The sequence below is a fragment of the Calothrix sp. UHCC 0171 genome (assembly GCF_034931845.1).
Classification (GTDB): domain Bacteria; phylum Cyanobacteriota; class Cyanobacteriia; order Cyanobacteriales; family Nostocaceae; genus Brunnivagina.
The window spans coordinates 35,068-49,532 of sequence record NZ_JAYGHN010000008.1 but is presented as its reverse complement, the minus strand read 5'-3'; the positions used below and the strand labels follow the sequence as shown (position 1 = coordinate 49,532).

The window sequence follows — 14,465 nt, the reverse complement described above, 5'->3', positions numbered from 1 at the left end:
TGCAATATAACTTGAGAACCCTGTTTATTGTAGAGACTCCTATCGAGTTGTCGCTACTATGTTAGGGGTGACAGCAAACTGGAATAATACTAGAAATTTCTTGGTCACAAGTATAATTTACACTCAGTGTTAAATCCAATGAGCGTAAATGTTGCCAGAAATGATTTTTTTGGGTTTAATATAACCCGACTTACTTTTTGTGCCTTTTCCTAGGCGCTATCCAAATGACGGCTAGATAAAATCCCATGACAATCTCATACTCGGAAACACGAGACATCGAAGCGGCTCAAATTGTCGTACTGTATAAAGTAAACCGTTGGTCTTCAGTAAGAAAACCACAATTACTCTACCAAGCATTAATTAATTCCCACTATTTAGTCTCTGCATGGGATGGAAAACGCTTAGTAGGGATAGGCAATGCTATTTCGGATGGACATTTAGTAGTTTACTACCCCCATCTTCTCGTTGATCCAGATTACCAAGGACAAGGTATTGGTACAAGACTGGTAGAAATGCTCATCAAGAAGTATGAAGGATTCCATATGCAAATTTTAGTTGCGGATAACGAAGCGATTTCATTTTATGAAAAGTGTGGCTTTGTCAAAGTGATGAATACCCAGGCAATGTGGATTTATGAAGGCAATGAACATTAAAGTAATTTGTCATCTACCCCTAGTGTGGGAAGCTAAAGCTAGTAGTTTGCGAAGCTAAAATTGAAGAGTTGAGATTGACGGGGAAATTGTTAGTCCTGCAAATTTGCTTTGGTTAACTACTAAAGTACGCTGGAAATAAAACTACCATATAACAAATAGTGTTTTTATTTTTAAAGATAAAGGTGGATAAATCTAAAACAGGATAAATATGTTTAATAATGTATCATTCGACTTGTTTTCGGCATTTTCTACAGTTATAAGTATTGACACCATTTTCCGTTTAGCTAATAACTGGAATTCAGTTTGGGATAACTCAATTACATCTAAAGACCGATTATTGATTCAGCGAACTGCAACTTTTATTTTCATTCCTATTGGTGTATTTTTTCATGAATTAGGACATGCCATAACGACTTGGCTATTTGGGGGACAAGTTGTTGAATTTCAATGGCGTGTTTTTTGGGGTTATGTAGTTCCTCGTGGGAATTTTACTCCTGAGGAAATTTGGTGGATTGCCTTTAGCGGCAATTTAATTTCAATCGCCCTTGGTATTTTCGGATTAATCGCGATATTTTTCTTGACAAAAGCTATTATTCAAGAATTATTCTATACTTTTGCAATTGTCGAATTAGTTTATTCATTAATTTTTTATCCTATATTTTCATTTACAGCTTTCAGAGGAGATTGGCTCACAATATATAATTTTTCTATTCAGCCATATGCTCAAATTACTCTTGGGTTCCATATATTATTACTTTTAAGTTTATGGTATATCACCAAAAGTCAATGGTTGTTAAAATATCTGAAAATGCCAAATTATAGCCATAATAGTCAGGATATTTGCCAACGTAATGCAATTATTGAAACTCCACGGTTAATACTATGTGAATTCAGGCGATCGCATGTGGCAGGATTAGTAGAAATTTTAGCAAAACCAGAGGTCATGCGTTTTTCTCCAACTGGTGTAATGTCACCGGAAGAAACAATTATCACAATGCAGTCTTTTCTTGATTCCTATGTCAAATATGGATATGGCAAATGGGCTGTAATTTATCGTGAGACAGGGCAATTAATTGGTTATTGTGGAATTACATTTGAAGAGATAGAAGGGAAAAAAGAAAACCAATTAGGATATCGATTTGACCCAGGTTTTTGGGGACAAGGTTTAGCCACAGAAGCAGCTAATGCTTGCTTGGATTATGCATTTAATACACTAAAATTAAAATCTGTCTGGGCAATTGTTGAGCCAGAAAATACAGCCTCTATCAGGGTTTTAAAAAAGCTGGGTATGGAATTTGTGAAAGAATCATTGTCATTCGCTAAAGTAGTTCAGATATATAGAAAAAATACAAATAATGTTAATAAAAATTAAATAGAAATGAATTGATATTTGACATGATTCAAATCAAAGTTATAACAGGTAAAATTGTTAAATCAGTGGCGACGAATTCACACATCCCAACTTTTCCAGAGCCAAACTAATCGCTTCTGTTCGATTATTAACACCGAGTTTGCGATAAATATTTTCTAGATGTTTTCGTACCGTACTGATGTTGATATTCATTTGTGCAGCGATCGCCTTATTATCTTTACCTTGAATAATCAAAGATAAAACTTCTGCTTCACGCTGACTTAGCCCCAATAATTCGAGGGCTGTCAACCAAGAGAGCATTTGCTCTTCTGTGAGCAATAATAGATATTTTTCTCCCGGTTGATCGACTACTAAACGAATTGTTAGCTGCCGGTTTTTTTGTTGTAGGTGTAGGGGAAGACAAGGAGAAGAAATATCTTCCATTAATTTGAGGCGATTGAGTTGGTGTTTAACCCATGAGTCTAATTTTTCCGGAAGTTGGCTGAAACCACTGTTGGCGGGAAAGTAGGATTGCAGCCATTTCTCAGCTTGGGAAGTCATTAGCCTTAAGCCTCCCAAACTATCCAAAACAATCATTCCCGTTCGCTCAAGGCATTCCTGTAATGAGTTTGGAAACAGTTTCATGACGATTGGACAGTAATTGCTGGAAGTGTTGTTATCCTATAGGACTCCTATTTGATTTTTGAAAAAATAATTTGGCTAGAAGCTTGCTATACAAAGGTTTCTTTCTCAGTATACTTAATAAGGTTCAAGTAGGATTCCTATAGCTAGCACTTAATTATTTGTTTTTGATTATTATCGGAGCAATTGTGTGCATCGCTAATTTGAAGTTTGACATTTAGCTATTGCTGCTTGCAATAACTCAACATCCACATCCCACCAATCTTGCAACTTAATTAAGCTAGGATATAACCGATTATCTCCTATTGCCAATGCAGCTTCTACAGATAATCTTCCCACACAACCGCTTTCCAATTCCGCAATTAGTGGTTCAATTACCCGTTGATCTTTTCTGATGGCTAAACCCAATAATGCTTCCCCACGGATTTCAGCAATTGTGTCATTTTTATCGTCTTCAACTTCGGAAATGATGCGTTGATATAAAGCATCTCGAATTGCTGGGGTATCGATGGCAATTTGCGAACCCAAGCCAAAAGTTGCCCAATTTCTCACCTCGTTGTCTACGTCACCAGATAATTCGATCAATGCGTGAATTGCTGACTCATCTTCCTGACAAATCAAACCAAAAACAACACCCATTCTGACATCACAATCAACATGGTTTTTTAATTTAATTAACGGTAAAATTCCCCTTACATCTTGTAAATGTCCGAAAGCATAACCAATCCCTGCCAAAACATTTTTATCTTCTTCGTGGGACAGTAGTTTTAATAATATATCTCCCCGTTCGCGAGTACGAAATTGAGCCGGTTTAGTCCCTAATTGGGCAAGGATATTAACTCCTAAAGTTCTTTCTTGGGGATTTTTACTCTCGCACAAATACGACGCTGATGTAAATTCCTCATCCCCACCACGGATTCGTAAAATATGCACTAAATCCCAATAAAAATCTTCATTTTCCGTTGTTAAAGCAGTTTGAATTATTTCCTGGGTGCTGCTTTTTTCTGGTTGTAAATTTTCTATTTGGTTTTGTTCAGACATAAGTATTCCTTATTGGGTAATACTCCGGCGGGAGTTAACGTTTTAGTGGCTGCATCCCGATATTTAGCCGCTCACGCACCAACAATGCGATCGCACGGACAAACCTATCAAATGGCTTACAAATTGCATCGAGGCGATCGCTTGTTTGAGGATGCTGAATCTTCAAGTGATAGCTATATCTCTGGGTTGTTCTCATAAAGTCTATTCTTGACATTGCCCACGAATCGCATCCAAACCAATATCCATCGCTATCAGTGAACCATTATGTTAATTATTTGTAGCTCTGTTGTCAAAGTCAATCTTCTGTATACTACACTATACTACGGATAGTTTGAACTTAGGAATGTAAATTAAATCAAGTGCAAAAGTGGGGTGCTGTTAGCGCAGCATAACGCACTATTTCATATTTGTTCAGAATTGTAAGTTATTAAAATCCTGTTCCTTATTTTGTTACCTCAATACCTATGAAATACCCACCTTGGTAAGCCCTTAGAAGAAAATCGGAACGACGATTTCGATCACAACGCCTACAGTTTTGTTCTCCCAGAGTAGCCCAACTACAAGCCTTGAAATCTCGCTACTTCTGAAGCTCAAAAACTTAATGCCAGAGGAATTTCGGCTGGGTTTTGACAAATCACTGGTAACCAACTCGCGCAAGGAAAATCATTTTCTAAACCTTGCAATTTCATCCTGGCTTCGCGTACCGATTGATACAACGACTGACCCGTAGAAAATTCCGTCAAGAAATTCTTTAAAAATTCCTGTGCAACTGTGTCGGGTACAGGTTCGCGCATTACAATCAGTTGGGGTATATGTAAATCTGCTAAGTTCGTTGCTAATCCCAAACCGTCGCAGGAGTTGAAAATAGCTAGCTGTAATCCTTGTGCGATCGCTTTTGTGAGTGCGTTTTTTAACTCAGTAATCGTTAAACTATCAGTTTTATTAATGCGGAAATAGCCAATTCCTGCTTCAGATTCGGTAAAACTGTGACCTGCAAAAAAGAGAATATCCCATTCTTGGAGCCATAGTTTGTCGTTAAGAACTTGACGTTGTGGTTCGACTAAAAAATTGACCTCTGCGTTGGGTAATTGTTCGAGTAAAGCTCTATCTTTGTGAATATTTATGCCAGTGCTATCTCCCAATATAGCTAATATCTTCACATGGGATTTTGGAGATTGAAACGTTGATTTTCTTTCATAAGTCGTTGAGGAAAGTGCAATTTCTGCTTGAGGATAGCGTTCAAAGAAATCCCACAAATGTAAGGGTATTCGTCGCAGTTGATTATCTGCTGTTTGTAAAAGTATCCGAATCGATTCGTCAGGGTTTAATTTTTCTAATAGTTGTTCCTTGAGTGGGCGAAATTGTGGAGAATTTAACCAGAAATTAACTTGTTTGTATAATTGAAAAGATAGGCGATCGCATTCTTTGAATAAATCTCTTTTACTAATATTAGTAACTTGTGTTTCTGGAAATTTGATGCGTAATTTTCCCTGTAAACTTTGATGATAGGATATTTGCCATTGAGTATATGCTAAAGCTAATTCGGGGGCAGGTGGTAATTGTCCGTTGGATTCAAAATAGGGATGTTCTCCTTCTAAACTAATTTGTAGTGTCACGGGGTATCCCGTATTTAAATTACCTGAACCTAATTTTAAAACTACTAACTTACCCAATGCTGATTGTTTTTTTGTTTTTTCAACAATCGGAGCTATCAATTGCATTAATTCTTTTAAATCAGCTTGATGTTGGCGATATAAGGTAATTTGTTCGTCTTTACTTCTTAATTCTGCTTGATGTCTTGCTTCTATTTGTTGGAGAGCAAATTGATAGTATTCGCAAAAATCAGCATGAATTTTTTCTTTGTTTGTTGATTCTGGTACATCCACCCGTACCAAAACCAGACCATCACCTTTGTTCTCAATACTTTTAATGCTTAAGGGAATACCTTCATTTTCAAATTTTACATTTGCTAATGCCGTAGATAAAGCCTGTAAATCCAAGCCATTACGGAAAATTAAATCAATAGTATTGATAGCGACTTGAAATAGTTTCGTAAAATCTCCTGATGCAAAATTTCCACTACTAGGACGACGTTCTTGTTGATTATTTAAAAGATAAACATAGTCACAAATAATTCCATCAAGTTGGGTTGTACTGTCAATATTCCAGGCTTCCAAACAAGCGGCGGTTAAATTTGCTTGCTGAAAATTGGTATTTAAGGCTTGAGTTTTTGTGAGGTTTGCACCTTCTAAAATTGCACCTTCTAAAGTTGCTTCACTAATATCTGCTTCACTTAAATTAATATAACTCAGGTCTGCATTATCTAGATTTATACCTTTGAGATTACAATAAAAATAAGATTTATTATTACCTCTTTTCGTAACAGCTAATTTTCTAATTTCTCGATTAATAAAAATAGTATTATCAAATCTAGCTAAGGAAATATATTTCGCTAAATGAAAATTAGTACGGATAAGTCTAGCATTACAAAACTTAGTATTTTTAATTGTGGCATCAGTGAAATTAGCATCGGTTAACTCTGCTTTTTGAAAATTAGTTCCACAAATGCTAGAAACTACAATAGCTAAATTTCCTATCCAGGCAAGCTTTTCATCCTCAATATATACTCGCCAACTGATATAACTTACGAATAGTATTACTGCAACGCTACCCACTGTCGCTGCGATCACTGCTTCTTCAACTGCCTGCACTTTTAAGTGTGGTAGTCTGTTATTTCCTGATAACACTTTAGCAACTTCAACACCAATTATTGTTCCAGTTATACTTCCAATAATACTATTTATAAACATAAAAAATAGAGCCATAATCGCTATGCTTATACCTGCGATTTGTTGAGCCACTGTCACTAAAAATACCATAATTACTAACATGAGATAAATAATTAATGTAGTGACAGTAACACTGACTATTCCAGATGGAATACCCACCATTTCACCAGTCATCATTCCCAGAACAAAACCACAGATTATTGCAGTACAAAAAACGGCAAAGAACGCAGTTAATAAAGTTTTATGAATAGTAGTAATTACAAAAACCAGAAAAATACTCAAAACTAGAATAGCAGCAAAATAATCACTTGGACTAATTGAATAAGGAAAAAGTAAATATCCAGTAAATACTGGTGCAAAACCTGAAATTAATCCTATGATTATAGTTGTTATAAATATTACTATCACTAACCCTAAAAGTTGTTTTATCGGTAATCCAGCTTTGGCATTTTGGAAATTCGCATTTTTGAGAATAGCATTAGTAAAATTTGCACCACGAATATCAGAGTTTCTGAAGTCTGCACCTGTAAGATTTTGACCTCTAAAGTCACAACCTTGAAGATTTTTGCCAGAAAAGTTGGGAAACATTTGTAAATAGGATCATGTTTAAGAAGAATACTGAATAGTAGAATGACAAAATATTTTTACGAAAACAATACGCTAATCGCCGTAGTAAAGTGTAAACAGTCAAGTTTTACTTATAAAAACCGTGGAAGTTTTGTCACAAAATGATTGGCAGCAAATTCTCTTGTTTTTGCGCTCGGTTTATGTTTCTTGCAGTCTTGATAAATTGCCTATACAAATACTCACGGCTTTACCAAAGTTAGTAGGTGCAGAAACATTTGCAATAACTAGTTTCACCACCCGGGGTACACCATTCTTACCCCGGCTCTATACCTTCCCCCATCCTGAAGTCGGTATGGCGGCGGAATCATTCACATCTCAACGTCAAAATTTTTTGACTCATCCAGTTTCACAATATTATTTTCAAACACTGGATAGACAAGCACTGGCAATTTCCGATTTTTTGAGTGAGTCAGAATTTCAACGCAGAGAAGCTTTTTATGCTTTTTTTCAGTCGTTTGGGTTGGAAGATCAAATGGCGATTCACTTTGAAATTCCCTATATAGCGAATGCTGATCAGTTTCATCAAGGACAAGATCACTTAATGTTATCAATCAGCCGCGATCGCCGAAACTTCAATGAGCGCGATCGCTTGATTCTAAATTTAATTCGTCCACACTTAGAACAAGCATACCAGAACATTGCTACTTTGGCTCAAGTACAGGAGCAACTTATCGATATCAATCAGGCTATCGAGCAAGTAGGGTTAATTGCTTTATCTATTGACGGTAAAATAGAATTGATCACCCAAAAGGCAGCAAAATTACTAGATAAATATTGCCCACTATCAAAGCTATCAAATGTACTACCTGATACCCTACAACGATGGGTAAATCATCAACTATCTGTGCTAATGCAATCAAAAGAAATTTTTTCTCCTTTGCATCCTCTTCATCTAGAACATAATGGTAGTCGATTGACAGTGACACTGAATTATCGTGCAGCACTCGAACGAGTTTACCTAATGTTGGCGGAGATTAAGCCTCATAGTTTTTCACTCCCATCTTTAGAAATGTTGGGGTTAACGAGGAGAGAAGCAGAAGTGCTATTTTGGATAGCGAGGGATTGCACAACAAATGAAATTGCAACACAGTTGGCAATCAGTCAGCGTACAGTTAAGAAACATTTGGAAAATATTTATCATAAATTTGGCGTTCAAACTCGTCTTGGTGCAGTCATTTACGCATTCCATAAATTAGGTATTGTCAATTTTTAAATCACAAAATATTCACTAAAATGAGCATTATTTAAACTAACTTGTACACTAAATCTCTCCCCCACTTCACAACTAAATTTAAGTTGCATATAAACATCTGCCCTCCTAGCTGTAATTTCCCGTAATATATTCCCGGAATCATCTTGCAATCTTAATTTTAAATCTGCTGGTAAATAATCATCATTAGCTGTAGGATAAACTTGCAAAAGTACACTTACATCCCCTTCAAATTTTTGTAATAACCCTACAGCTAAAGCAACGGTTTTCCCTGCGATTTCCATACCTAAATCGATAAGTCTGACTCTTTGGATACCAGCCGCAGGATTTTCTGGGTCAATTTTCCGTAAACTTTCTACAGCTACCCACAGGGTTTCATCATCAGATGTACTTCTTAATAAATTAACTAAAGCTTGAACTACATCACTATTCCCAACAGCAATTTCTCCTAACTGTTTAGCTGCTCTTTGCCGTTGACTTTCATCATTTTCAGGTGATAATTGTTGAATAAGTAGCGGGACATCTTGTTCAATATTTTGTGAGTTATTATGGCTGCGGGTTGCTATAACTAAATTTGGGGATGTGGAGAAAGCCTGCCATTCTGGTTCAAAAATATTTTTCCACCAGCGACTGAGAATAATTTGTGTTTGATTAAAAGAATTAGATAATGAGTTGATAACTATATTTTGATTAAATTGAAACTCTATTAATTCCTGCTCTATTTGCAAACTATGGCTAATAATTTTATCTGTTAAGCTCACACTTTTAATGTATGTATTATGAACCGCAACTGGTATTATTAAAACATCGCTCCAAGCTGTTTCTCTTTGATGAAATAGGGCAATTTCTGCCACATCTAAAGTATTTCTCTTTCCTACGTTTAACCCCAATTCTTCAATATCATTAATTTCTGACTGTTGATTTACTAAACCATGATAATAGTCTCCGACATTTAGCAATCTGTCATAAATATCTCGTGATAACCTCTTTCCAACTGAATGTAATAAATTAAAAATAAGCATTGGTTGTACGTGCCAAGTTTCAGCTAGTAAATCCTGCGCTAAACCTGTAATATGGCTAGGAATAACTAAATCAATATCGGAAATAAAATCTGTTTCCGCAGATAATACCATTACAGAAATAATATCAACCTCTGGCTCCGTTACAATCATCACATAACGAGGTGGAGCGTCACCTTCTAAAAAACTTTTAGCCTCAATTGAGAAAAGTTGATTATCTTGATTGAGAGAAAATTCTTCAGAAAATCTGAGATGACGGTTTAACTGCCAAATTTCTCCTGGTTGTGGTGATAGTAAAGGTTTTCGCATATTCCCAGATTTAGATTTCTCACAGCTTGTACGCATAGGTTAGTATTTCCCAATTTTAAAGGATGGCTAATAGTCTTAACAAACGAATCGATTATCCTATGCCGATAAATAATAAACTTTTTAAAGACTTGACAAAATCGTCGGCTTATTTAATAAATTACCATTGGGCTTGTGAACGCCTGCGAGTATCTTTGAGTTTACTATTTTGTTGTTCACGTTTAATGGCTTCAGGTTCCAGCAATCCTAATGCGATCGCCACACGTCCGACTAATTCTTTCCAACGCTTAGAAACTTCCCCTTGACTGACTCCCAACGCAGATGCTTGTTCGGTTTGGGTTTTACCTGCAACCAGAAGTTGCCATAATTTCAGATAACCGCGTTTTGGGTAAAGGGAATCGAGGTTGATAATTGCTTGTTTTGCCTTGATAATTAAATCTGCACGCGCTACTGCTTCTAGCAGGTTAAACTCGTCCGCAATCGTATCAACTAAAGATACATCAGTACCAGCAATAGTTGCATCTAGACTTTGATGCGATCGCAAAGATTCTTTTTTCACAAAGTTGAGAATCTCATACCTAGCAACCACGGTAGCCCAACGTTGAAATTCTATCATCCCTCCCTGGTGGAATTTTCCGGCTTTTACAGCTTCATAGACTTTCATCATCGCCGTTTGGGCTGCATCTTCCCAATTTGCATAACAATACTTACGGGCAATCTTGACAATGACTCCCTGGTGTGTCGAGTCGATTTGTAGATCGGTAATCTGTTCTGCTATTGATTTCGACTGCATAAGCATATTTCCTCGCATGAATTAATGTTGGAGGTGGAGACGATTGCAGATTAGTTCGGAGGACTAATCTAGGGTGTGGTATGTTCCTGGTTCGGTAAGTATTTTTACTTATGTAAATATAAGTAGTTTGACGAACTTAATATATATATGTTTGGGGTTAGGCTTAATGCACTTATGGAACTTATGCCTCAAAATCCTGGATAGAAAGGCTTTTATAACTGATTCGTCTTAACTACCAAAATTTTTCAGAAAATTTCGGAATAATGTGTTTTTCTCGTTTGTTCTTAAAAGTGAGAGCAAATACTAGTTGCTCACAAAATCAATCAAACATTAGAGAGAAATAATCATTATGATTCGTCCAATCTATACAGTATCGCGTTTGAGTGCAGTTGCTTTAAGTATTTTTACGGTTGGTTTATTATCCAGTACCTCTGCATTGGCAGAGACAAATATTGTGGTTCAGATGACTACAGGGTCTGACGATTTACGAGGTGGCAATAATGCATTCATTAGTCTCAACTTAGTAGACGGAACAAGCACTCCTGAAGTTAGTCTTGGTGGTGGTTTTGGTCAAAACAGTCGTGTTCGCAAAAGAGTTACTTTTAGGAGAACTGTTTCCTTAGCTCAAATCCGAAGTATTACTATTCGTCACGATGGTTCCCCTCGTCGTGGTCATCCTGCTGATGGGTATGATAATTGGGATTTACAAAAGGTTTCCGCATCCTTAGCTGGTAGAAACATCTACAACTCGGTTAACGATGGACCTAGAAGTCAGTTTGTTCAACGATTTACTGGACAAACTCGCCAGATCGTATTGCCCCGGCAATGATTGTTAGCCTTTCTGGAAAGTAGCGATCGCTTTGATGTTAAATTCCAGGCGATCGCATCTTTAACTAATCCTGCGTCTCCAAAAACCGATTTGTACTTGTTTTCACAAACAGTATAATCAGAATCATAAACACAATTATCTACAGACCACCCCAACTAGGAGACGAACACCAAATCAGTGGTTGTATGTGGTCTGCTGCCGTTTTGTGGGAACTCACAGACGGAACAGCAGAAAGTGTTGCTGAATGGTTACAAATTTGTCATCCAGAAGAATTAAAAGAAAGGATTCTTAGCGGTCAAAAAATATTAGTTGCAACATGGAATGGGATTGTTGTGGGTTTTATCGCATTTAAAAGGGGAAATCATTTATCGCTGTTATTCGTCCGTAGGGAATTTTCCGGTCGGGGAATTGGTAGGGAATTGTTTACCCGATGTGCAAACGACTTTGACGAAGTTACAGTTAATGCTGCGGAAATGGCTGTAGCTTTTTATCAAAAAATTGGGTTTATAGAAAGTGGTAATAGCTTCCTTTATAAAGGGATATGGGGGACACCAATGAAATGGAATAAGCAAGCTCAAAATGATTCCAGTACCTGAAATATTCACAACACCAAGGCTAATTTTACGTCGTTCTCGCCTTGAGGATGCAGAGGCTATTTTCGAGTATGCAAGCGACCCTCAAGTCATACACTACATGGATTATCGCCCTCGTACTGATATCAACGATGTAATTAAATCTATTACAAATCATCCCTTACTTTGGAACGAAGGAAAAGAATTTACTTGGATTATTACCGTTAAACCTCATGACCGGGCAATTGGCACAATCGCTTGTTGTGTAGAAGGACACATGGCAGATTTTGGCTATTTACTCAATCGCAAGCATTGGGGAAACGGATACGCAACAGAAGCAGGACATACTGTGGTCAACTGGTTAATGAGCGTTCCAGAAATTTACCGAGTTTGGGCAACTTGTGATACAGAAAATCTCGCATCAGCAAGGGTTTTAGAGAAAATTGGTTTAATGAATGAGGGAATTTTACGTTTTCATACAATTCGCCCCAATATCTCACCAATTCCAAGGGACGCATCTATTTATGCGAAGGTAAGCTGATGTGCGGCTAAATTGTATAAGGCGAAAACGTCAAATTACTGTAGTGCGGGCATCTTGCCCGCGTCTAATATACAAATTAAATGCGCCACAGCTTACGTTAAACGCGATGCTCGTCTTGAGTCGCTACGCGATCGCACGGAGCGTAGCCCCAGAGGCGAGGCGATCGCTTGTTTGAGGATGCTGAATCTTCAAGGGATTTTTTGTGATATCAAGTTTCTGGCTGCAAATCTTGGCTATAAATAACTTTTCCGTTGAGATTATGCAATGCCACAGTCATGACTTGACTATCAGCATTAATTTTCACCGTCCCAAAAAATTGTAACTCATCAGCAGGCGATCGATTTGGTTTCATCTCTGACGTAACGCTTTGAAATTTTACTTGGGGAGCAAAGGTATTATCTAGTTTGTTGGGACCAAAAGTACCGGAATTCATCGGACCAGCAACAAATTCCCAAAAGGGTTTAAAGTCTTGAAACTGGGCTTTATTGGGGTCATAATAATGGGCTGCTGCATAGTGAACATCAGCAGTTAACCAGACAATATTACGAATATTTTTTTGTTTAATAAATCGCAATAAATCAGCTATTTCTAATTCTCTGCCTAAAGCTTGTCCATCACCATTACTAATATTTTCAAAATCAAATTTACCATCGGGTATAATCAACCCCAGTGGCATATCACTAGCAATTACTTTCCAAGTTGCTTTTGAATTGAGTAATTTATTTTTTAACCACTGGACTTGAGAATTACCTAAAAATTCTGTATCTTTACCCATTACTGGTTGACGATTGGGGGAATTAGCTCCCCGATAACTGCGTTTGTCCAGCATGAATATTTCTAATAATGAACCATAATTAAAAGCACGATAAATCCGCTCTGGATCATCAGCATTAAATGCTATTGGTGTATATTCTAAAAATGCCTTTTTGGCTCGCTTGGCTAATAGCGACACATCCTTAACTTGGTAGCGGTTGTCATCAAGAATTTCTCCCGGATACCAATTATTGACGACTTCATGGTCATCCCATTGTACTAGTTGAGGTATCTCTGCATTAAAACGACGGACATTCTCGTCTAGCAAATTATAGATATAGTTACCACGAAATTCCTTTAGGGTTTCAGCAACCTTTGATTTTTCAGGCGTTGTCAGATTTTTCCAAATTTTGCCATTATCAAGTTTTACTTCCGCTTCAATGGGCACATCAGCATAAATATAATCACCAGAATGGATGAAAAAATCCGGCTTTAATTGTCTAATCGACTCATATATTTTCATTCCACCCCATTCGGAATTAATACCCCAACCTTGTCCCGCAGTATCTCCTGACCATGCAAAAAAAATGTCTTTTTTAGCACCTGTCTTACTGAGGGCAGGAGTACGAAAAGTACCTGAAACTGGCGCACTATAAATATTAGTATTTGCTAAATCTTGGAAAAAAACGCGGTAAAAAATTTGCTCTCCTTGCAGAAGTCCGGAAAGATTTACTCTAGCAGTAAAGTCATTTTTTGCAGTAGTCAATGCTCCAATTCTTCGACGCAAATTGCGGAAAGACTCATCCATCGAATATTCAACAATCATTCGCGATAGTTTATTGCTACGACTCCAAATTACGGCACTATCGCCGTTGATATCACCACTGGCAACACCGTAAGGTATTTGAGGGCGAATTTTTTCGGATGTTACTATTCCTGGCGCTTGAGCAAAAGTAGATTTGGAGAACAGGTTATTGGTAATAATTGCACCGCCAACGGTAGCAGATGTGAGCAAAAATTGGCGACGGGAAAGATGAGATGAAGAGTTGGGTTTCATGTAGCTAAGTTTTATACGTGAAAAATTGTCAATAGTAGACTGAGTTTTGTCAGCCATAGTTTTTGTATTTTAGAGGGTGTTGATAAAGAAAAGGTAAAGAAGAAAATGTAGTAAATACAGTAAATTAAATGGGTATATATTAAAGTAACTTGTTATCTCACCTGGTGCTGAGGACAAAATTGCATGAATTTATAGCGATATTTTGGACAAAGAATCTGTGTAACTATCCTGTGGAAAGACGTTGGCGTAAGCCCGGTTGTCAAGTAGGCTGAATACGCTTAC

At 37.1% G+C, this 14,465-nt stretch carries 14 protein-coding genes; 7 read left to right on the top strand and 7 right to left on the bottom strand.

Annotation, left to right across the window (positions count from 1 at the left end; translation table 11 throughout):
- Positions 1 to 245 precede the first annotated feature (245 nt).
- On the top strand, positions 246 to 653 hold the full coding sequence (locus tag VB733_RS08555) for a GNAT family N-acetyltransferase (RefSeq protein WP_323339659.1): 408 nt from the start codon (positions 246 to 248) through the stop codon (positions 651 to 653).
- Between the two features lie 208 nt (positions 654 to 861).
- Positions 862 to 2,025: a M50 family metallopeptidase gene (locus VB733_RS08550; RefSeq protein ID WP_323339658.1), complete on the top strand. Its 1,164-nt coding sequence runs from the start codon at positions 862 to 864 to the stop codon at positions 2,023 to 2,025.
- Positions 2,026 to 2,082: 57 nt separating this feature from the next.
- Here VB733_RS08550 and VB733_RS08545 read toward each other — a convergent pair whose 3' ends face one another.
- From VB733_RS08545 to VB733_RS08530, 4 genes are all read right to left on the bottom strand, one after another.
- Positions 2,083 to 2,649 (bottom strand): response regulator transcription factor, encoded by a 567-nt coding sequence (locus VB733_RS08545; protein WP_323339657.1) that lies wholly within the window; start codon positions 2,647 to 2,649, stop codon positions 2,083 to 2,085.
- Between the two features lie 195 nt (positions 2,650 to 2,844).
- Positions 2,845 to 3,687, bottom strand: a complete 843-nt coding sequence (locus VB733_RS08540) for a hypothetical protein (protein WP_323339656.1) — start codon at positions 3,685 to 3,687, stop codon at positions 2,845 to 2,847.
- Between the two features lie 34 nt (positions 3,688 to 3,721).
- Positions 3,722 to 3,883, bottom strand: a complete 162-nt coding sequence (locus VB733_RS08535; protein WP_323339655.1) for a hypothetical protein — start codon at positions 3,881 to 3,883, stop codon at positions 3,722 to 3,724.
- Positions 3,884 to 4,277: 394 nt separating this feature from the next.
- Positions 4,278 to 7,064, bottom strand: a complete 2,787-nt coding sequence (locus VB733_RS08530; RefSeq protein WP_323339654.1) for a pentapeptide repeat-containing protein — start codon at positions 7,062 to 7,064, stop codon at positions 4,278 to 4,280.
- 121 nt (positions 7,065 to 7,185) lie between these two features.
- Here VB733_RS08530 and VB733_RS08525 point away from each other — a divergent pair, with 121 nt between their 5' ends.
- Positions 7,186 to 8,316, top strand: a complete 1,131-nt coding sequence (locus tag VB733_RS08525) for a helix-turn-helix transcriptional regulator (RefSeq protein WP_323339653.1) — start codon at positions 7,186 to 7,188, stop codon at positions 8,314 to 8,316.
- Here VB733_RS08525 and VB733_RS08520 read toward each other — a convergent pair.
- Positions 8,313 to 9,677 carry a DUF1822 family protein gene (locus tag VB733_RS08520; RefSeq protein ID WP_323339652.1) on the bottom strand — a complete coding sequence of 455 codons (1,365 nt, stop codon included), beginning with the start codon at positions 9,675 to 9,677 and terminating at the stop codon, positions 8,313 to 8,315. The genes VB733_RS08525 and VB733_RS08520 overlap by 4 nt on opposite strands.
- A gap of 121 nt (positions 9,678 to 9,798) precedes the next feature.
- Positions 9,799 to 10,431, bottom strand: a complete 633-nt coding sequence (locus tag VB733_RS08515) for a sigma-70 family RNA polymerase sigma factor (protein ID WP_323339651.1) — start codon at positions 10,429 to 10,431, stop codon at positions 9,799 to 9,801.
- A 349-nt stretch (positions 10,432 to 10,780) separates the two neighbouring features.
- On the opposite strand from VB733_RS08515, the gene VB733_RS08510 reads away from it, so the two are divergent.
- From VB733_RS08510 to VB733_RS08495, 4 genes are all read left to right on the top strand, one after another.
- Positions 10,781 to 11,260, top strand: coding sequence for a hypothetical protein (locus VB733_RS08510; RefSeq protein ID WP_323339650.1), 480 nt, complete (start codon positions 10,781 to 10,783; stop codon positions 11,258 to 11,260).
- Positions 11,261 to 11,445: 185 nt separating this feature from the next.
- Positions 11,446 to 11,856 (top strand): GNAT family N-acetyltransferase, encoded by a 411-nt coding sequence (locus VB733_RS08505; protein ID WP_323339649.1) that lies wholly within the window; start codon positions 11,446 to 11,448, stop codon positions 11,854 to 11,856.
- The gene (locus VB733_RS08500) at positions 11,840 to 12,373 is read left to right on the top strand and encodes a GNAT family N-acetyltransferase (protein WP_323339648.1); all 534 of its coding nucleotides are present in this window, start codon (positions 11,840 to 11,842) and stop codon (positions 12,371 to 12,373) included. The genes VB733_RS08505 and VB733_RS08500 overlap by 17 nt, the downstream gene beginning before the upstream one ends.
- A 54-nt stretch (positions 12,374 to 12,427) precedes the next feature.
- Entirely contained in the window at positions 12,428 to 12,616 is a 189-nt protein-coding gene (locus tag VB733_RS08495) for a hypothetical protein (RefSeq protein WP_323339647.1), read from the top strand.
- On the opposite strand, the gene VB733_RS08490 is transcribed toward VB733_RS08495, so the two are convergent.
- Entirely contained in the window at positions 12,582 to 14,183 is a 1,602-nt protein-coding gene (locus VB733_RS08490; RefSeq protein ID WP_323339766.1) for an alkaline phosphatase D family protein, read from the bottom strand. The genes VB733_RS08495 and VB733_RS08490 overlap by 35 nt on opposite strands.
- Positions 14,184 to 14,465 lie beyond the last annotated feature (282 nt).